Annotated in this window: 17 protein-coding genes; 4 read left to right on the forward strand and 13 right to left on the reverse strand. The window is 57.2% G+C overall.

What is annotated here, in order from left to right:
• Nucleotides 1-15 precede the first annotated feature (15 nt).
• The 3 genes from ftsP to parC all read right to left on the reverse strand — a co-directional run bounded on the left by ftsP (nucleotide 16) and on the right by parC (nucleotide 4,930).
• Nucleotides 16-1,431: a cell division protein FtsP gene (gene ftsP, locus H0S68_RS21265; RefSeq protein WP_020828679.1), complete on the reverse strand. Its 1,416-nt coding sequence runs from the start codon at nucleotides 1,429-1,431 to the stop codon at nucleotides 16-18.
• 132 nt (nucleotides 1,432-1,563) lie between these two features.
• Nucleotides 1,564-2,298, reverse strand: a complete 735-nt coding sequence (locus tag H0S68_RS21270; RefSeq protein WP_020828680.1) for a 1-acylglycerol-3-phosphate O-acyltransferase — start codon at nucleotides 2,296-2,298, stop codon at nucleotides 1,564-1,566.
• A 358-nt stretch (nucleotides 2,299-2,656) separates the two neighbouring features.
• Nucleotides 2,657-4,930: a DNA topoisomerase IV subunit A gene (gene parC / locus H0S68_RS21275; protein ID WP_020828681.1), complete on the reverse strand. Its 2,274-nt coding sequence runs from the start codon at nucleotides 4,928-4,930 to the stop codon at nucleotides 2,657-2,659.
• A 315-nt stretch (nucleotides 4,931-5,245) separates the two neighbouring features.
• Here parC and H0S68_RS21280 point away from each other — a divergent pair, with 315 nt between their 5' ends.
• Nucleotides 5,246-5,827 (forward strand): NAD(P)H-dependent oxidoreductase, encoded by a 582-nt coding sequence (locus tag H0S68_RS21280; protein ID WP_020828682.1) that lies wholly within the window; start codon nucleotides 5,246-5,248, stop codon nucleotides 5,825-5,827.
• Between the two features lie 159 nt (nucleotides 5,828-5,986).
• On the forward strand, nucleotides 5,987-6,295 hold the full coding sequence (locus H0S68_RS21285; RefSeq protein WP_020828683.1) for a putative quinol monooxygenase: 309 nt from the start codon (nucleotides 5,987-5,989) through the stop codon (nucleotides 6,293-6,295).
• A gap of 27 nt (nucleotides 6,296-6,322) precedes the next feature.
• Here the strand turns inward: H0S68_RS21285 and H0S68_RS21290 are convergent, their stop codons facing one another.
• The 6 genes from H0S68_RS21290 to nudF all read right to left on the reverse strand — a co-directional run bounded on the left by H0S68_RS21290 (nucleotide 6,323) and on the right by nudF (nucleotide 11,739).
• Nucleotides 6,323-7,219, reverse strand: coding sequence for a LysR substrate-binding domain-containing protein (locus tag H0S68_RS21290; protein WP_046372605.1), 897 nt, complete (start codon nucleotides 7,217-7,219; stop codon nucleotides 6,323-6,325).
• Nucleotides 7,220-7,299: 80 nt separating this feature from the next.
• Nucleotides 7,300-9,195: a DNA topoisomerase IV subunit B gene (parE, locus tag H0S68_RS21295; RefSeq protein WP_020828685.1), complete on the reverse strand. Its 1,896-nt coding sequence runs from the start codon at nucleotides 9,193-9,195 to the stop codon at nucleotides 7,300-7,302.
• A gap of 47 nt (nucleotides 9,196-9,242) precedes the next feature.
• Nucleotides 9,243-9,827: an esterase YqiA gene (gene yqiA, locus H0S68_RS21300; RefSeq protein ID WP_020828686.1), complete on the reverse strand. Its 585-nt coding sequence runs from the start codon at nucleotides 9,825-9,827 to the stop codon at nucleotides 9,243-9,245.
• Complete coding sequence (gene cpdA, locus H0S68_RS21305; RefSeq protein WP_020828687.1) at nucleotides 9,827-10,654, reverse strand: 3',5'-cyclic-AMP phosphodiesterase; 828 nt, start codon at nucleotides 10,652-10,654, stop codon at nucleotides 9,827-9,829. The genes yqiA and cpdA overlap by 1 nt, the downstream gene beginning before the upstream one ends.
• A 27-nt stretch (nucleotides 10,655-10,681) precedes the next feature.
• Nucleotides 10,682-11,107 (reverse strand): DUF1249 family protein, encoded by a 426-nt coding sequence (locus tag H0S68_RS21310; RefSeq protein WP_020828688.1) that lies wholly within the window; start codon nucleotides 11,105-11,107, stop codon nucleotides 10,682-10,684.
• Complete coding sequence (nudF, locus tag H0S68_RS21315) at nucleotides 11,107-11,739, reverse strand: ADP-ribose diphosphatase (protein ID WP_020828689.1); 633 nt, start codon at nucleotides 11,737-11,739, stop codon at nucleotides 11,107-11,109. Before nudF ends, H0S68_RS21310 begins: the two co-directional genes overlap by 1 nt.
• A 286-nt stretch (nucleotides 11,740-12,025) precedes the next feature.
• On the opposite strand from nudF, the gene tolC reads away from it, so the two are divergent.
• Nucleotides 12,026-13,528, forward strand: coding sequence for an outer membrane channel protein TolC (tolC, locus tag H0S68_RS21320; protein ID WP_046372603.1), 1,503 nt, complete (start codon nucleotides 12,026-12,028; stop codon nucleotides 13,526-13,528).
• A gap of 147 nt (nucleotides 13,529-13,675) precedes the next feature.
• Here tolC and H0S68_RS21325 read toward each other — a convergent pair whose 3' ends face one another.
• Nucleotides 13,676-14,389 (reverse strand): mannonate dehydratase, encoded by a 714-nt coding sequence (locus H0S68_RS21325; RefSeq protein WP_410529007.1) that lies wholly within the window; start codon nucleotides 14,387-14,389, stop codon nucleotides 13,676-13,678.
• A gap of 26 nt (nucleotides 14,390-14,415) precedes the next feature.
• Nucleotides 14,416-14,739 (reverse strand): hypothetical protein, encoded by a 324-nt coding sequence (locus tag H0S68_RS21330; RefSeq protein ID WP_410529008.1) that lies wholly within the window; start codon nucleotides 14,737-14,739, stop codon nucleotides 14,416-14,418.
• A 231-nt stretch (nucleotides 14,740-14,970) separates the two neighbouring features.
• Here H0S68_RS21330 and dhaR point away from each other — a divergent pair, with 231 nt between their 5' ends.
• Entirely contained in the window at nucleotides 14,971-16,917 is a 1,947-nt protein-coding gene (gene dhaR / locus H0S68_RS21335; RefSeq protein ID WP_046372601.1) for a dihydroxyacetone kinase operon transcriptional regulator DhaR, read from the forward strand.
• Between the two features lie 8 nt (nucleotides 16,918-16,925).
• Here the strand turns inward: dhaR and dhaM are convergent, their stop codons facing one another.
• Nucleotides 16,926-18,359 (reverse strand): dihydroxyacetone kinase phosphoryl donor subunit DhaM, encoded by a 1,434-nt coding sequence (gene dhaM, locus H0S68_RS21340; RefSeq protein ID WP_122080260.1) that lies wholly within the window; start codon nucleotides 18,357-18,359, stop codon nucleotides 16,926-16,928.
• A gap of 11 nt (nucleotides 18,360-18,370) precedes the next feature.
• Nucleotides 18,371-19,003 carry a dihydroxyacetone kinase subunit DhaL gene (gene dhaL, locus H0S68_RS21345; protein WP_020828694.1) on the reverse strand — a complete coding sequence of 211 codons (633 nt, stop codon included), beginning with the start codon at nucleotides 19,001-19,003 and terminating at the stop codon, nucleotides 18,371-18,373.
• Nucleotides 19,004-19,008 lie beyond the last annotated feature (5 nt).

The raw sequence follows: 19,008 nt of genomic DNA on the forward strand, positions 1-19,008 counted from the left end.
CCGTACCCAGCGGGTTTAGAGTGCAGGCTGCACCATAAACTGGCCTGCGCTGCCGCGATCTGCCATTTCCAGCGTCTGGCTGTAGTAGAGGAACGGGAAATGTTCTGAGGTGGACTGATTGAAGTAAACCAACAGCTCAACGTCTCCGTCGATCCACACCGTGTCTTTCCAACCGCGATCTTCCGCCATTGGCTGCGCACCGTTAACGCGCTTGACCAGGAACTGTACGCCCTGAATGTGGAACGCCTGCGGGGTATCCGCATGGATATTCCAGCGCTCCCAGCTCCCCTGCTGAGTTTGCACATCGATGCGGTTCATGTCCCAGATCGCCCCGTTGATCCCGGCCTGGCTGTCGCCCAAACGGAATTCGCGGGTGCGGCTGACGCTGCCGTCCAACAGTTGATCGGCCAACAAGCGCATCGGCAGGTTATCGGTCACCAACGGCAACAGCCCGGTCGGTTTCAGCGTCAGCACCTGGGTAGAGACCAGAATGCTCGAAGGTTCAAACAAGCCGCGCAGGCGATCCATAATGCCTGCCGCTTCGCCGGCGGTGATCGTCACCTCATCGCCTTTTGACATGTCGATCAACACTTCACGACGTTCGCCCGGTGCCAGCGAAAGCTGCTGTACCGCGACCGGCGCAGGCAAGAAGCCCTGATCGCTGGCGATCACGTTGAGCGGTCGGCCGTCACTCAGTTGCAGCATGTAGCGACGCGAGTTGGAAGCATTAAGCAGGCGTAGGCGCACCCAACCGCGGGAGACTTCGATATAAGGATTTTGTACGCCGTTAACCAACAGCGTATCGCCGACAAAGCCCCCCTGCGACGGCGGGTCATATTCCGGCGTGCCGAAGTTATCGAGGCGCTTGTCCTGAATGATTAGCGGGAAGTCATCTACGCCATAGTGATTCGGCAAAGGCAGCGATTTGCTGACCTCGTCTTCGACCAGCCACAGCCCGGTCAAGCCATTGTAAACATGCGGCGCCATGCGGTTCGGGGTGCTGGCGTGATACCAGCAGGTGGCCGCATTCTGGCGGATCGGCAGCACCGGCGACCAGTCAACGTTGGGAGACATCATGCGCGGCGCGCCCCCCATCAACGTACCCGGCACTTGCAGGCCGCTGATGGTCATCGCCACCGGCTCCGGCAGGCGGTTGCTGTAAATCAGCTTTACGTCATCACCGTTGTAAACCCGCACCGTCGGCCCAAGGTACATGCCGTTGATGCCCCACACCGACGCCTTGCGGTTATCCATAAATGCCCAGTGGGCACGCTGTAAGGTTAAAAACAGCGGTTGCCCACGGCGGGATTCCAGCAACGGGGGGACAGGTAACGGGGTCTGCGTTCCGCTCGCCTCAGCCCTCAGCGGCACGGCTCCCGCGCACAGCGCCAAGCCCGATGCCTGAATAAACTGACGTCGACTGAGTGACATATTTTCTCCATGAAAAGCAATGACTAAACCGTGTGCAAAGACCGGGCCCCTGTTAATCAGATTAGCAGGAGCCCCGGCGTTAACGGCATTTGGCGCCGTTTAAAAGTTCATTCTTTGAAGCCGGTAGGAATATTATTTTCCGGCGGCATTGCGCTGGGCGACTTCCGCATCCAGCTCGGCGATTTTCGCCAGCATCAGCTCATGGCAATGGGCCGCCAGCTCACGCACATTTTCTCTACCGTAGCCGCTGATATCGACCGGCTCCAACATTTCGACAATCGCATGACCATTATTCCAACGGTTAAGATTAATTTTACCGCTGGTGGTGGAAACGCAGATGGGCACAATCGGCACCCCGGCGGCGATTGCCGCATGGAATGCGCCGGTTTTAAACGGCATCAGCCCGCGCCCGCGGCTGCGGGTGCCTTCAGGAAACATCCAGATCGAAATGTCGCGTTTTTTAAACTGTTCGGCGACCTGTGCAATGGTGCCGTGCGCTTTGGCGCGGTTATCACGGTCAATCAGCAGGTTACCGGTCAGCCAATACAGTGGACCAAAGAACGGCACCCACAGCAGGCTCTTTTTACCCACGGTCACGGTACGCGGCTGCACCGCTTTGGCGGCGGTCACCATATCGTAGTTATTCTGGTGGTTGGCGATATAAATGCAGTTGCCATTTTTGGCCGCATCGGCCGGTACGCGGACTTCCACCTTCAAACCGAATAACCCGGAAAGGCGGCCAAACAGGTGACCGAAGGTCGCCACATGGCGAGGATCGCGCGGGCTGAACAAACAGTAAATAGAACCGAAGATGCACACCAAAATACAATACAGAGTGGCAAGAATGGCACGCAAAATTAATAACATAACAACCTCATTAGCACACTGCCGACACAGCCTGAAACGCTGCGCAGGTCCCTTTTTCACTTCATACTTGAAGCTGCATCTGTGTTGGCTGCGTCCGCGCACCCCAGTCACTTAGTTTACTAAGCTCCCAGGGATTTACGGCCTTGCCGCCTTGATGCAACTCCAATTATTTTGGGTAAACTCATTCTTTGATTGCAGGGGCTGAAAACCTGCCCTGCATTTTTTTGCTATTTTCCCGCCAGCCGGCGATACGCACAATAATTTTATGCAGAGAAATGTTAACTATTTGAAAATAATTGCCGGTTGCGTGAAAAAAAGCGGGCGCAATATGCTGCGCCCGCTTGTTATTCCCTCAGGGTTACTCTTCGCTGTCGCCCGTCGGCGCTCGTGCAGGCGCGTCGATCTCTACGCGATCGATACGCTGCAGGCCACGTGGCAGTGAGGTGCCTTTACGGCCCCGCTCCGCACGGAACTTCTGCAAATCTTCCGGACGCAGCGTCAGCTTGCGTTTACCCACATGCAGCGTCACAGAGGTCTGCGGCGGCAACACGAACAGCCATGTCAGCTTGTCTTCACCGGAGGCGGCCTGCGCCGACGGGATAGAGACGATCTTGTTACCCTTGCCCTTCGACAGCTGAGGCAGATCGGCAACCGGGAACAGCAGCATGCGACCGGCTGCGGTGATCGACAGCAGCATATCGTCGTCGCCGTGGATCTCCATCGGCGCCAGCGCTTTGGCGTTGTCCGGCAGAGTAATCATCGCCTTGCCGGCACGGTTGCGTGCCACCAAATCGTTGAAGGTACAAACGAAGCCGTAGCCGGCGTCGGAAGCCATCAGCAGTTTTTGGTCGTCCGCCGCCATCAGCACCTGCTCAATGGTGGCGCCCGGCGGTGGCGTCAGCTTACCGGTCAGCGGCTCGCCCTGCCCGCGTGCCGAAGGCAGCGTCAGCGGATCAAGCGCGTAGCTGCGTCCGGTGGAGTCGATAAACACCACCGGCTGGTTGGTTTTGCCGCGCGCCGCGCTGCGGAAGCTGTCGCCCGCCTTGTAGCTCAGGCCGCTTGGGTCGATATCGTGGCCCTTGGCGCTGCGCACCCAGCCCATTTCAGACAGCACAATGGTCACTGGCTCTGAAGGTACGAAGTCGTGCTCACTCATCGCCTTGGCTTCCGAACGCTCGGTAATCGGCGAGCGGCGATCGTCGCCGTAGGCCAATGCATCGGCCTGGATCTCTTTCTTGATCAGAGTGTTCAGCTTGCGCTCGGAGGCCAGCAGCGCCTGCAGTTGATCGCGCTCTTTGGCCAGTTCGTCCTGCTCACCGCGGATCTTGAACTCTTCCAGCTTCGCCAAATGGCGAAGTTTCAGTTCGAGGATGGCTTCGGCCTGAGTGTCTGAAATACCAAAACGCGCCATCAGCACCGGCTTGGGTTCGTCCTCAGTACGGATGATGTTGATCACTTCATCGATATTGAGGAACGCCACCAGCAAACCTTCGAGGATGTGCAGGCGTTTCAGCACTTTTTCCAGGCGGTAATTCAGGCGACGGCGTACCGTATCGCGACGGAACGCCAGCCACTCGGTCAGGATTTCTACCAGCCCCTTGACCTGCGGGCGGTTGTCCAGACCGATCATGTTCATGTTGATGCGGTAGCTGCGTTCCAGATCGGTGGTCGCAAACAGGTGGTTCATCACCTGTTCCAAATCGATACGGTTGGAACGTGGCACGATCACCAGCCGCGTTGGGTTCTCGTGATCGGATTCATCACGCAGATCTTCAACCATCGGCAGCTTTTTGGCGCGCATCTGGCTGGCAATCTGCTCCAGCACCTTGGCGCCGGAAACCTGGTGCGGCAAGGCGGTAATCACCGCGCTGCCGTCTTCTTTCTTCCAAACGGCGCGCATACGCACTGAACCGCGGCCATTTTGATAGATTTTGCGAATTTCGTCGCGCGGCGTGATGATCTCGGCTTCGGTAGGGAAGTCAGGCCCCTGCACGAACTCGAGCAGGTCTTCAAGCGAAGCGCCCGGCCGCTCGAGCAGCTCCACCGCAGCGGCGGCCACTTCACGCACGTTGTGCGGAGGGATATCGGTCGCCATGCCCACGGCAATGCCGGTGGTGCCGTTCAGCAGAATGTTGGGCAGACGTGCCGGCAACATCTTCGGTTCTTGCATAGTGCCGTCAAAGTTCGGCACCCAGTCAACGGTGCCCTGACCCAGCTCGGCCAGCAACACTTCCGCATATTTGGACAAGCGCGATTCGGTATAACGCATCGCGGCGAAGGATTTCGGATCGTCCGGCGCACCCCAGTTCCCCTGGCCGTCTACCAGCGGATAGCGATAAGAGAATGGCTGCGCCATCAATACCATAGCTTCATAACAGGCGCTGTCGCCGTGCGGATGGTATTTACCCAGCACATCACCGACGGTACGGGCGGATTTTTTGAATTTGGCGCTGTTGCTCAGCCCCAGTTCCGACATGGCGTAGATGATGCGGCGTTGTACCGGCTTCAAACCGTCACCGATGTACGGCAACGCCCGATCCATGATGACGTACATGGAATAGTTCAGATAGGCGTTTTCAGTGAATGTGTGCAGCGGTAAACGCTCTACACCGTCATGAGTCAGATCACTCATTACTCAATTATCCTCAGACCGTGGCTTGGCAATCCCTGGACGACAAAGGGTTGATTCTGCCTGCGATAGTAACCCATCAGCAGGGTAGCTGTCACAGATGGCACAGCAATCATCCGGCGAAGCCGGTGTATCAGGCAGTTTTGTGCAAAATAGCGCTATGCGGTGGTGCATTTATTGACTCACAGTCAACACTGTTGTGCGCTGGATCGCATTTTTACTTGTATTGCTAACGATTACACTGCTTCTCAGCGAAATGTTTCCCGCCCCCGGCGCGGAGAACATCACACATTCTAATTCTGACAGGAGCCGTGAATAATGAGCAATATCCTGATTATCAATGCTAAAAAGCAGTTTGGCCATTCCAACGGCGAACTCAATCAAACCCTGAGCGACGTGGCGGAAAGCTTCCTGCGCGATGTACCGCACCAGGTGCAGGTCACCGTCGTCGACGACGGTTACGACATCGAAGCCGAGGTGCAAAAATACCTGTGGGCCGACGTGGTGATTTATCAAATGCCGGGCTGGTGGATGGGCGAGCCGTGGATCCTGAAAAAATACATCGATGAAGTGTTCACCGCCGGGCACGGCAGCCTGTACGCCAGCGACGGTCGTACCCGCTCAGACGCCGGCAAGAAGTACGGCTCCGGCGGCCTGATCCAGGGCAAGAAATACATGCTGAGCCTGACCTGGAACGCCCCGCTGGAAGCCTTTACCGACCCGGACCAGTTCTTCCATGGCGTCGGCGTCGACGGCGTGTATCTGCATTTCCATAAGGCCAATCAGTTCCTGGGAATGGAAGCGCTGCCGACCTTTATCTGTAATGATGTGATTAAACAACCGGATATCGACAGCGACATCGCACGTTATCGCGCGCATCTGACCGAAATTTTTGCTTAACTGATAGGTTATTCCCGAGATAATTCAAGTTGCATCAAGGCGGCAACCAAACGCATCCGCGGGAGCGTACAAGTGGTACGTGACCGGGGTAAATACGGACAGCCAACAAAGAGGCTGCTTGAAGTATGATGGGAATACACGTCAACCAATGAGGTAATGATGATCACCGTAATTGCAGAAATCAAAACCAAGCCGGGCCACCGTGAAACGGTTCTGAAGGCGATTGAGAAACTGGTCCCGCTGGTACTGGCAGAAGATGGCTGTAGCGAATACACGCCGATGATCGACAGCCACACCCAGGCGCCATGGCAGAAGCTGTCGCCGGACTCGGTGTTTATGCTGGAGAAATGGGCCAGTCAGGCGCATCTGGAAAAGCATCTGGATATCGCTCACATGCACCGTCATCGTGACACCATCAAAGACAGCGTGCTGGGCGTGACCATCCACGTGCTGGGCAACGCCCTGTAAGACCGGTTGGGAACAGCCAGTCGTTTTCTACAGCGTCTGCGCATCAATATGCGCACTGACGTAGTCCAGAAAACAGGTAATACGCGCCGCCAACTGGGTATTGCGGTAATACACCGCATTAATCGGTTGGCGCACATCCAGCGTTTCCTGTTCCAGCAAGGGTATCAGTCGCCCCGCACGCTGATCGTCTCGCGTCATAAAATCCGCCAATTGCACTATCCCTTCCCCCCGTAACGCCAACTGACGCAGGGTTTCACCGCTGGAAGCCGAGATTGTCGGGGTAATGGCAAAATGCTGCGCCTGCTGATAGCGCAACGGCCACAGGTTGAGCGACTCCGGCTGGGTGAACCCGAGCAGACAGTGCTCGCGCAGTGCTTCCACGCTGCCCGGCGTACCATAACGCGCGAGGTATTCCGGGCTGGCGAGAATACGCAAGCGGCTGGAGCCCAACAGACGTGCATGAATGGTCGAGTCCCGCAGCGCGCCAATGCGAATGGCAATGTCGGTGCGCTTTTCCAGTAGATCGATGATCAGGTTATCGGTATTCAGTTCCAGTTCAATCTGCGGATAGCTTTGCCGGAAGCCGGCCACCAGCGGCACGATCACGTGTTCCATAAACGGAGCGGCAGCGTTGACCCGCAGTTTCCCGGCAGGGATCAACCTGCGCAACGCCATTTGCTCTTCGGCATTTTCCACCGAATGGATAATCTCACGCGCGTGGCTGAGAAAATTCTGGCCTTCTTCGGTCAGCTCCAGTCGACGCGTGGTGCGGCGCATCAGGGTCGTATCGAGTTTTTTTTCCAACCGGCTGAGTGCGCGGCTGATGCCGGAGGTGGTCTGACCGAGCTGTTCGGCTGCGGCAGTGATGGAGCCGCTGTCAACGACGGTGGTAAAGGCCAGTAACTCTTCGAGGGTGATTTTCATGCATGCCGCCCAGAGTGGTCGGGTGCCGCACGCAGCGCCCCTGCGGAAAGAAGGCCCGGCGGGGAAGCCGGGCCTGACAGTCAGACAGAAAGCTCGGCCATATCGCCTTTGTCCTGCAGCCAGTTACGGCGGTCTTCTGAACGCTTCTTGGCCAGCAGCATATCCATCATCGCCAGCGTCTGATCCACATCGTCGTCACTCACCGTCAATTGCACCAGACGGCGGGTATTCGGATCGAGCGTGGTTTCACGCAGCTGCAATGGGTTCATCTCGCCCAGCCCTTTAAAGCGCTGAACGTTAGGCTTGCCCTTTTTGCGCTTCAACTGCTCCAGCACGCCGGCTTTCTCTTCTTCGTCCAGCGCGTAGTACACCTCTTTGCCCAGATCGATACGGTACAGAGGCGGCATCGCCACATACACGTGGCCGCCCTTCACCAGCGAACGGAAGTGACGCACGAACAGCGCGCACAGCAGCGTGGCAATGTGCAAACCGTCGGAGTCCGCATCCGCCAGGATACAGATTTTACCGTAACGCAGTTGGCTAAGATCTTCGCTGTCCGGGTCAATGCCGATCGCCACGGAAATGTCGTGCACTTCCTGCGAGGCCAGCACTTCGTCCGAAGACACTTCCCAGGTGTTGAGGATTTTGCCTTTCAGCGGCATGATCGCCTGATATTCGCGATCGCGCGCCTGCTTGGCTGAACCGCCCGCCGAGTCCCCTTCTACCAGGAACAGTTCGGTCATGTTCAGATCCTGCGACGTACAGTCGGCCAGTTTGCCCGGCAATGCCGGCCCGCTGGTCAGCTTCTTGCGCACCACTTTTTTGGCGGCACGCAAACGCCGCTGGGCGCTGGAAATCGCCAACTCGGCCAATTGTTCCGCCGCCTGAACGTTCTGGTTCAGCCACAGGCTGAAGGCGTCTTTCACCACGCCGGAAACGAAGGCCGCGCACTGGCGCGACGACAAACGTTCTTTGGTCTGGCCGGCGAACTGCGGATCCTGCATCTTGACCGACAACACATAGGCGCAGCGGTCCCAGATATCTTCGGCGGACAGCTTAACGCCGCGCGGTAGAATATTGCGGAATTCGCAGAACTCACGCATCGCGTCCAGCAGGCCCTGACGCAGGCCGTTGACGTGGGTACCGCCCTGCATGGTCGGGATCAGGTTGACGTAGCTTTCGGTCAGTAGTTCACCGCCTTCCGGCAGCCACAGCAACGCCCAGTCCACCGCTTCGGTATCACCGGAGAAGTTACCGACAAAGGCCGCTTCCGGCAGGGTGATCAAGCCGTTGACCGCTTCCATCAGGTAATCGGTCAGGCCGTCCTGATAGCACCAACGTTGCTCGGTGTTGTTCAGCTTGTCGATGAAGTAAATTTCAACGCCGGGGCACAGCACCGCTTTGGCCTTCAGCAGGTGGCTGAGGCGCGATACCGAGAAACGCGGGCTGTCGAAGAACTGCTCGTCAGGCCAGAAGTGGATACTGGTGCCGGTATTGCGCTTGCCGCAGCTGCCGGTCACCGCCAATTCCTGCACCTTGTCGCCGTTTTCGAAGGCAATGCTGTAAACGTTACCGTCACGCTTGACGTTGACTTCCACCCGTTTCGACAGGGCGTTAACCACCGAGATCCCCACGCCGTGCAGACCGCCGGAGAACTGGTAGTTTTTATTGGAGAATTTACCGCCGGCGTGCAGACGACACATGATCAACTCAACCGCAGGTACGCCTTCTTCAGGGTGGATATCCACCGGCATGCCGCGGCCGTCGTCGATCACTTCCAGTGACTGATCGGCGTGCAAAATCACGTCGATGCGCTTGGCGTGACCGGCCAAAGCTTCATCGACACTGTTATCTATCACCTCTTGGCCGAGGTGATTGGGGCGCGTCGTGTCGGTATACATGCCGGGACGACGGCGCACTGGTTCTAGACCGCTGAGTACTTCAATGGCATCAGCGTTATAGCTGGATTGAGTCATCGTTGATTATTTTTTCGTGGTTAAAGGAAGGTGCCGGAACCGTCTGCTCAGACAGCGTTGAGCCCTAAAAAATCCACAATCTGGGGGAAGTAGTGCTCGAAACCGACGAAAGCGTGGTTTCCACCCGATTCCACCGTCTGACGGCACGCAGTGTAATAGGCCACCGCTTGCCCATAATCGAGAATTTCATCGCCCGTTTGTTGCAGCAACCAGATTAAATCCGGTGACTCCAAGGGATCGATCTGCATCGTTTTCAGATCGTAAACGTGTCGTGACTCTAACACATATTGCTGGCCGGTGTAGGGGTTCTCGTTTTCGCCAAGGTAGTCAATCAGCAGCTCAAACGGCTTCACGGCAGGGTTAACCACTACCGCTGGCAGTGAAAAACACTGCGAAAGCCAGGTCGCGTAGTAGCCACCCAGCGAGGAACCAACCAGGCCCATCGTCTGCCCGGCACGCTCCATCACCAGATTCTCGATCATTTCGGCGGCTTCAGCCGGAAAGACTGGCAGCTGTGGCACCAACATTTCGATATGCGGATGATGCTCGGCCAGCCACGCCTTGAAGGACGTCGCTTTGGCCGAGTACGGCGAACTGTTAAAACCGTGCAGATAGAGCAGCGTAGAAGGCATCAGTACCCATCCGAATCCATGTCGGGGCGGAAGTCGTCGTTTTCCAATCGGAAAACCTGCGTCTCGATACGGCCGTCCGGCAGCAAGTCAAGATAGCGCCAGCCGGGCGAAACATCGTCGATGGTAAAATTGGTGCAGTGCGGTTTGAACTGCACGCAGGTAGAGGGCGACGCCAGCAGACGACGCCCCTGCCACTCCAGATCCAGCTCCTGGTGAATATGCCCGCACAGCAGCGTGTTCACTTTCGGGTAGCGCAGCAGCACCGCACCCAGCATGTGTGGGTTGCGCAGGCTGTGCTGATCGAGCCAGGTGCAGCCGGAAGGCAACGGATGATGGTGCAGCAGCATCAGGGTATAGCGCTCGGGATAGGCCTGCAGGCAGCGCTCCATCCACTCAAGCTGGTACTCGCTCAGTTCGCCGTGCGGCACGCCGAAAACCTGACTGTCCAGCAGCAATACCTGCCAGTGGTCGCCCACCAGCACCTGCTTTGACGGGGCGATACCGGCGGCGGCCAATGCGTCGACCATCGCCGGCTGAAAGTCATGGTTACCCGGCAACCAGACGCAAGGCGCCGGCAGACGGGCAATACCTTCGGCAAAATGCCGGTAGGCAGCCAATGAATGATCCTGGGCCAAATCACCGGTGGCGACGACCAAATCAAAATCACGCTGCTGCGCCAAAATGGCGTCCAACACCGCGTGATAGCTGCGATAGGTATTGATGCCGAGCAAAGTCTCATTTTCGCCGGCAAAAAGGTGGGTATCTGTTATTTGCAGAATCCTGACCCTGGCCCCACTTGCCACGGTCGGTTTAAACAGGCTTTCCAAATGGTGTCCTTTGTTATCTCAGTCTGTCTAACAAACCGGAACCGCCATCGCTCCATGCGCCAAACAGTAGCGCAACCAATCAGCAAGAAACTGGTTAATTTGATGCTTTTCGTCGCGTTGATGCAACTTTTTGTTGGGATAATCATAACGCGCTTTAAAGCGATAGATCTGCTGACTTGAACACACTTCCGCAACCATCGCGTCATGATACAGGCGCACCGTCATGGCAGGCAGGCTCCAGTAGCTGACCGCCGGGACGGTCTGCTCAATCTGCACCAGCGAGGTATAGCGTGTGGATTCAACAATAGTCAGACGATAACTGGCGCCACTCACCTGATAAGTCACCGTTTCGCCCACTTCATCGTTGCGCGGCAACAAGCGGCGCAATTGCGCGAAGTTGGTTTCGCACAATCTCATCATTTCGGGGAAATCAGGGGTATAGCGCTGTTTCATTAGTTGGCCCACTCTTTTCTCAACGATTCATGGTGCAACGCCAGCCACTGCAATGCAATCACTGATGCCGCGTTATCAATCGCGCCCTCTTCAACCCAGCGGTAAGCCTGTTCGCGGCTGACCACATGGACACGGATATCTTCATGCTCTTCTTCCAGTCCATGGATACCTTCCGCCGTGGTGGCGTCCACCTCGCCGACCATGATCGACAAGCGCTCGCTGGTGCCGCCTGGGCTCGCCAGATAACTCAGCACCGGCTTGCAGCGCCCGACCGTCACGCCGGCTTCTTCCTGCGCTTCGCGGCGGCACACGTCTTCAACGCTTTCGCCGGTTTCGATCATACCCGCCACCATTTCCAGTAGCCAGGGCGAGCTACTGGTATCGACCGCAGCGATGCGCAGTTGTTCAATCAGCACCACTTCGTCACGCACCGGGTCATAAGGCAGCAGCACCGCCGCGTGCCCACGCTCGAAAATTTCGCGCTTAATCTCCGGGCTCATATCGCCGTTGAATAAACGGTGACGAAAGCGATATAAATTGAGTGAAAAAAAACCACGGTAAAGTGTCTCACGTGCAATAATTTCTACATCATTTTTATCGAGAGTAACGGGCGATGGCTGCGAGTGGCTCATAAGCGAATTCTCCTGCGTGAGTATGCCGATAAAATAAACAGTTTTGATGACAGAAACGGCGGGATAATCTTCCGCGGCTTTATGATAGATTGTGAGCCATGATATCAGGTGTGACGTACGCAGCCAGTTGAACTAAGGTAAACAGGCGGCCTGAAAGGTAAAAGTTACGCAAGATGGCACATTCCGCCACCTTATGCGTACAACAGACTCTGTTAGAATCGGCAACTATTTCGTCTATCGTCAGCGCTAACTACATAGCAATATTGCTGCACAACAAGGAATGCAAATGAAGAAACTGCTCCCCCTTCTTATCGGACTGAGCCTGGGCGGCTTCAGTGCAATGAGCCAGGCAGAGAACCTGCTGCAGGTCTACAAACAGGCCAGGGAAAGTAACCCGGATCTGCGCAAAACCGCCGCTGACCGTGACGCCGCATTCGAAAAAATCAATGAAGCGCGCAGCCCCTTACTGCCACAGTTGGGGTTAAGTGCGGGTTATACCCACACCAATGGCTACCGTGACAGTCGCGATCAGAACAGCGATGCCACCAGTGGTTCACTGGCGTTGACCCAAACCATCTTCGACATGTCGAAATGGCGCGCGCTGACGCTGCAGGAAAAAACTGCCGGCATCTCCGACGTGACGTTCCAGACTTCGTCGCAACAGCTGATCCTCGATACCGCCACCGCCTATTTCAACGTGCTGAGCGCCATCGATTCGCTGTCCTATACCCAAGCGCAGAAACAGGCGGTATATCGCACCCTGGATCAAACCACTCAGCGCTTTAACGTTGGTCTGGTAGCGATCACCGACGTGCAGAACGCCCGTTCCAACTACGATACGGTGCTGGCGGCGGAAGTCACTGCCCGTAACACGCTGGATAACGCGTTGGAAAAACTGCGCCAGGTCACCGGCACCTTCTACCCGGAACTGGCTTCGCTGAATACCGACCGTTTCAGCACCCAGCGCCCGGAAGCAGTGAATAATCTGCTGAAAGAGGCCGAAAGCCGCAACCTGAGCCTGTTATCCGCCCGTCTGAGCCAGGATCTGGCCCGCGAGCAGATCCGCTCTGCGCAAACCGGCTATATGCCAACGATTGACTTCAATGCGTCCACGGCAGTCAGTAACACCAAAAACAACGGCTCGCGTAATTCAACGCCAGACGCCGATATTGGTCAGAACAAAGTGGGCCTGAGCTTTAATATGCCGCTTTACAGCGGTGGCCAGACCAACTCGCAGGTGCAACAAGCACAGTACAACTTCGTCGGCGCCAGTGAGCAACTGGAAAGTGCGCACCGTAACGTGGTGCAGACTGTTCGTTCCTCGTTCAATAACGTTAACGCCTCGATCAGTAGCATCAACGCCTACAAACAGGCAGTGGTGTCGGCTCAGAGTTCACTGGATGCAATGGAAGCAGGTTATCAGGTCGGTACTCGCACCATCGTCGACGTGCTGGATGCCACCACCACGCTGTATAACGCCAAGCAACAGCTCTCCAGCGCGCGTTATACCTATCTGATCAACCAGTTGAACATCAAGTTCGCGCTCGGTACCTTGAACGAGAACGACCTGATGCTGTTGAACGGTGCATTGGGCAAACCAATCTCTACCTCGCAAGACGTAGTAGCGCCACCGACCACGGCGCAAGACGCTTATGCCGACGGTTATCAGGATAATGCGCCTGCACAGCAAAGCGCAGCGCCGGCACCGGTTGCCGCTACCCGGACCTCTGCGCCGGTGAGCACAACCACTCCGCCTGTACGCAACAGCGGTAATCCATTCCGCAACTGATTCGCGCACAGCATTGAAAACGGGGTATGGCATCTGCCAGCCCCGTTTTTTTTGTCTCGGCTTATAGATTTGGATCCTCAGCCCCAATAGCAGGAATTCACTTCTGGGCATTTGGGCAGAAGAACTGGCTGAAAATCGAGAAAAGGCTCAAATAACCTGCATAAGTGCTTTCATGTATCCCATCGCATAGGCCATACCCGAGTGCCATGGCGCCTCACAGCTCATCTGCGGCGAATGATCGGGGATCAATACACCGTCAAATTTGCACTCTTTTAGCACTCGCAACACCTTCGGCATGTCTATGTCACCTTCATCGATAAAGGTTTCATGGTAGTACGGCACTTTGCCTTTCACATTGCGAAAGTGGATATAGGCAATGGCATCCTGTTGTGCGTACTGCTCCACCGCCTGGTAAACATCCCCCGCTGACATTTCGGCGATAGTGCCAAGGCAGAATTCCAGCGCATTCGCGTGGCTGGGTTGCAAATTCAGCAATTTTTGATACAAATGCGGTTGATTGACCAACCGCGGCTGACCGCGTACAAACTCGAGCGGTGGATCATCCGGATGCGCTGCCAGCCTGACGCCAGCCTCTTCCGCCACCGGGACAATCTGCGCCAGGAACCACTCAAGACGCTGCCAAAGCTGCTCTTTCGTCGTCACCTCTCTCAACCCTGTAGCATCTTCATCCACCACCATATTCCACGCCATGCTGGCCGGTAGCGGGCTTTCTGTTTGCTCATTGGCTCCGTTTAGCCCAACGGTTTTTGCTCCGCCACGCGCTTTATTTTCCTCTATTCGACCGGCGACCCCGGCCAGGCTGAAGTTATAGCCAAAAACGGGAATACCGGCGGCACCCACATTGCGAATAATTTGTTTAACCGTTTCTATCTGCTGATTTTTTTGGGGCCATCAAACAGAATGTCGTCCCAATGACTGGGATCGAAGTTTTCGATGGCAAAAAATGTCAGGCCGAATTTCTCCATCCGGGCACGAATATCGAGCAGATCTTCCGTGCTCCAGATCTCCGCCTGTGCCGTTCCCCACCCTTGAGTATCGCCCACGGGCTGATTCGAACGAGAAAAACGATCGTTTCGATGAAAGTAATCCACCATGTGCACCACGACATGCGTCGCACCGCACTGGCGAGCAAAGGCAAAGTGCTCATCATCCAGCATATGCTTGTACAGACCGAAACCCAGTTTCATCACCTTATCTCCTGAAGAAAAAAATTTTATTTATCACCGATTACGGATTCGTACCCTGCCCCTCAGGCAGAAGCTATCAACCTGTATGACAGGTTATGAGAAATAAAAATAACAGAAAAGCGGCAAATCACTGCGATGTGATCTTCATCGTCAATATGGCAACGGCAAACCGTCGAAAAGAAGAGGGGGTGATATCATCACGGCTATCGCTTTATCTCGTTTGGATGGGATCCGATGGAGAACACTTCACGCTGGCAACGCCTGATCGAAGGCGAACTGCCGCCGGCCCAGCGCCCTGCTCCGGCAATTTATGCTTCCTGGCTACGTTGTCGCAGCCTGATGCAGCCTGCGGTGTGGAAAGCCCCCCACTGCGCGCTGGGCGCGACTTTTGCGTCAATCTGCCAGCGTAAGAACGATCTGCTGACGCTCGGCCAGGCAGCGTTGGAGGACGCCTGCGAATACATGGAACAGCGCCGCTGCCTGTTGGCTATCCTCGACGAAAGCGGCTGCATGCTGTGGCTGTGCGGCGATGTCCTGACTCGCGAACGTCTGCAGCTGTTGGGGTTTACCCCCGGCGCCTACTGGGCGGAAGGTGATATCGGCACCAATGCACCGTCGCTGGCGGCGTCGGAGGGGCATCCGATACAGGTACGCGGCAGCGAGCACGTGCGTCAGGCGCTGCACGACTGGTCATTCTGCGCCACCCCGGTCTATGACAACAGCGGCCGTCAACGCGGGTCAATTGCGCTGGGCTGTCTGCTGGCCGACTGCGCCGCCGGCGATCTGTCCCTGACGCTGGCGCTGGCACGCGAAATCGGCAATTCGCTGAATGCCGACGGCCTCCTCGCCGAGTCCAACCGCCACCTGAACCAGCTTTACGGCCTGCTCGACGGCGTGGATGACGGCGTTATGGCCTGGGACCATCGCGGCTATCTGCAGTACATCAACCAGCGTGCCGCCACCCTGTTGAAACTGGATGAGCAGCAAAGCCAGGGCAAACCGCTGACACAGCTGCTGACGCTGCCCGCGTTGCTCAACCGAGCTATCGCCCAGCGTCAGGCGCTGCAGCACGTTGAAGTCACCTTTGAGAGCCAGCGGCAGTTTATCGCAACGCTATTGACCCTGAAGCCGATCTTCGACGGCGAACGCTGCAGCTTTATCGCCCTGCTGCACCCGCTGGAAAGGCTGCGCCAGTATGTCAGCAGCCAATTGGGGCGCGTCAGCCACAGCTTTGAACAGATGCCGTCCGCCTCGCTGGAGATGCGTCGCTTGATCCGCTATGGCCAACAGGCGGCGAAGGGGCAGCATCCCATTTTGCTGTGTGGCGAAGAAGGCGTCGGCAAGGAACAGCTCAGTCAGGCGATCCACAATGCCAGCGATCGCGCCGCCGGGCCCTATATCGCCCTCAACTGTCAGCTATTGCCGGAGGCCCAGGGGCTGCGCGAGCTGCTGGGCAGCGACGCCAACGAAGAGGAAGCGGGCCAGCTCAGCAAGTTTGAACTGGCCAACGGCGGGACGCTGTACCTGGAGCAGATTGAGTATTTGCCGATGGAAATGCAGTCGGCACTGTTACAGGTGCTGAAAACCGGCGTGGTAATGCGGCTCAACTCTAACCGGGTGATCCCCGTCGACGTGCGGGTGATCGCCAGCAGCGCCGCCGATCTGCCATTGCTGGTGCAGCAAAATCGCTTTCGCCGTCAGCTGTTTTACAGCCTGCAGGCGTTCGAGATCCAGATCCCGGCGTTACGCCAGCGCCTAAGCGATATTCCACTGTTGGTGAAGCATCATCTGCGTACGCTGGAACAGCATTTCCAGTGCCGCTTCCGGGTAGACGACGAGGTGATGACCCAACTTGGGCTCTATCTGTGGCCCGGCAACGATCTGGAGCTGAAAGGCGTGGTGGAGCGCACGGCGATGATGTGCCACGGCCACCACCTGCAACTGGCCGATCTGCCCGAGCACCTGCTCGGTCAACAACCCTTACTGGAAAGCGATCCGCAGCCGGGTATGCCGCTGTTAACATTGGCGGAAATGGAGCGCCAGGCGATCATTCGCGCGGCCAACGTCAGCCGCGGGCAGTTGAATGAAATGGCGCAGCTGCTGGGGATTGGCCGCACTACGCTGTGGCGGAAAATCAAACAGTATCAAATTGATATCCGCCAGTTTAAGCTGCGCGCCTGAGGCGGCCGTCAGTGGCTGAGCTGCAATACCCCGCGTGCCGCATCCAGCATCGCTTTTTGGCCGTTGCGGGTTTTGCTCATGCAGTCGTGCATGCCAATCACCATCGGGATCCCCATCGCCTTAGCGAGGATCGCGCTGTGCGACAGCGCATTGCCACCGCTCAGGCAGATGCCCAGCACCAGTCGGCGATCTAACATCACCACGTCAGACGGCATCAGTTCGTCCATCACCAGAATCGACGGTGTGGTCAGCGTGATTAACGGCAACGGCTGCTGCTGCAGATGGCTCAAGGTGCGGCGCAGCATGTCGCGCACATCCAGCTCACGCGCCCGCATATATTCGTCGTCCAGCGCGCGATACTCCTCAGCTATCGCTTCCATCTCCTGCTGCCAGGCCTGCTCGGCACTGCATTGCTGACGGGCAATGCGAGTGTAGGCCGCCTGCTGCAGGTCCGGATCGTCCAGCAACATGCTGTGCGCGCCGAAAATCGCCGCCTGTGGCTTGCCAATCAACGAGCCGGTGCGCTCCGCCAGGCGGTTCAAATCGCTTAGCGTATGTTGCAGCGCTTCACGCAGCCGCTGCTGTTCGTTGAGTACGTCATCGGCGCCAATCTGGCGTTCGGTGATCGCCGGGCAGAAGCTGTACGCCTGCCAAACCGGGCCGCTGGTGACGCTTTCCGCCACCGGGATACCGTGCAGCGAAGGTAAACTTTGCTCAGAGACGGTTTCACCAAAGTGCTGCTCCGCCAATGCGCTAAAGGCCGCCAGCGCCTGGTCGGCCTGCGCACCGTCGGCAATCAGCCGGATGGTGTCGCCATGGCGCACCTGCAACAATGCCAGCTGGTTAAGGCTGCGAGGATTGGCGCACTGCCCCTGCTTTTCCAGCACCAGTTCGGCATCAAACGGCGCCAGCGCTTCCGCCAGCCGGGCCGCCGGGCGGGCGTGCAGCCCATGTGGGTTCTGCACCGTCCAACTGACGCTTTTCCCCTGCGTCAGCGGTAATTCAACCTTTTTGACCACGGGCGCAGTACCCTCGCCCAGTTGCGCCTGCTTGGCCTGCAGCGCGCCCTGCGCCTCGGCCAACACCTGCTCCAACCCCGCGCCGGCATTTGCGGCAACCACGGCGGCCAGCGTCCCTTCAACCAACGGCGCCGAACACAGCCTGACTTTGGCGGCCAGCGCCGGATCCAGCAGATCGATGGCGGTTTCGGCGCTCAATAGCGCGCTGCCCAGGTCCATCAGCACCACAATGCCCGCGCCCTCAGCCACCGATTCTATCGCCTCCATCACCTTGATCGCATCGGTGCCTATCGGGTGCTCCGCATCATCGACACCCGCTGCCAGCGCCAGCTTGCAGCCGTCGCCACGCATCATCTGCAATGCCAGTTCCTCAACGCCGCGAGCCAACTGCGCGCTGTGTGAAACAACAACGATATTGATCATCTCGCCTCCTGCTATTGGCCGGCGACCTCTGCCAGCGTTTTCATCATCAGCATCACCGAAGTTGCGCCCGGGTCCTGATGACCGATGCTGCGCTCACCCAGATAGCTGGCTCGCCCTTTGCGCGCCTGCATGGTGATGGTGCTTTCGACCGCCTGTTCTGCCCGCTCACTGGCGCGCTGCAGGGCTTCCGCGACGCCAAGCTGCTGCTCAACCGACTGACCAAGGCTGTCCACCACCGCCCACCAGGCATCGCACATGGTTTTATCACCCGGTTCCGCCTTGCCGCGCATCACTACGCCGTCAACGCCTTCCTGCATCAGTTGATGCAGCTCTGCCAGATCCAGACTCTGTTTGGCATTCGCCGCCTGCGCCGCACGGATGAAGAAGGTGCCAAACAGCGGACCGCTGGCGCCGCCCACGCTGGACAGCAGCGTCATGCCGGTGTTTTTCAGGATAAAACCAATGTCTTTGTCCGCCACCGAAGGCAGTTTCTCCACCACCTTGTTGAAGCCGCGGTTCATATTAAGCCCGTGGTCGGCGTCGCCGATCTCGGTATCCAGCCGGGTCAAGAAATCGCGCTGCTGAGTAAACACTTCGCCGCAACGCATCAGCCAATCGACCACTTGTTGTTTGGTTAACGCCATAATTC

Origin of the sequence: Serratia sp. AXJ-M, from assembly GCF_046531865.1 — a bacterium.
Classification (GTDB): domain Bacteria; phylum Pseudomonadota; class Gammaproteobacteria; order Enterobacterales; family Enterobacteriaceae; genus Serratia; species Serratia liquefaciens.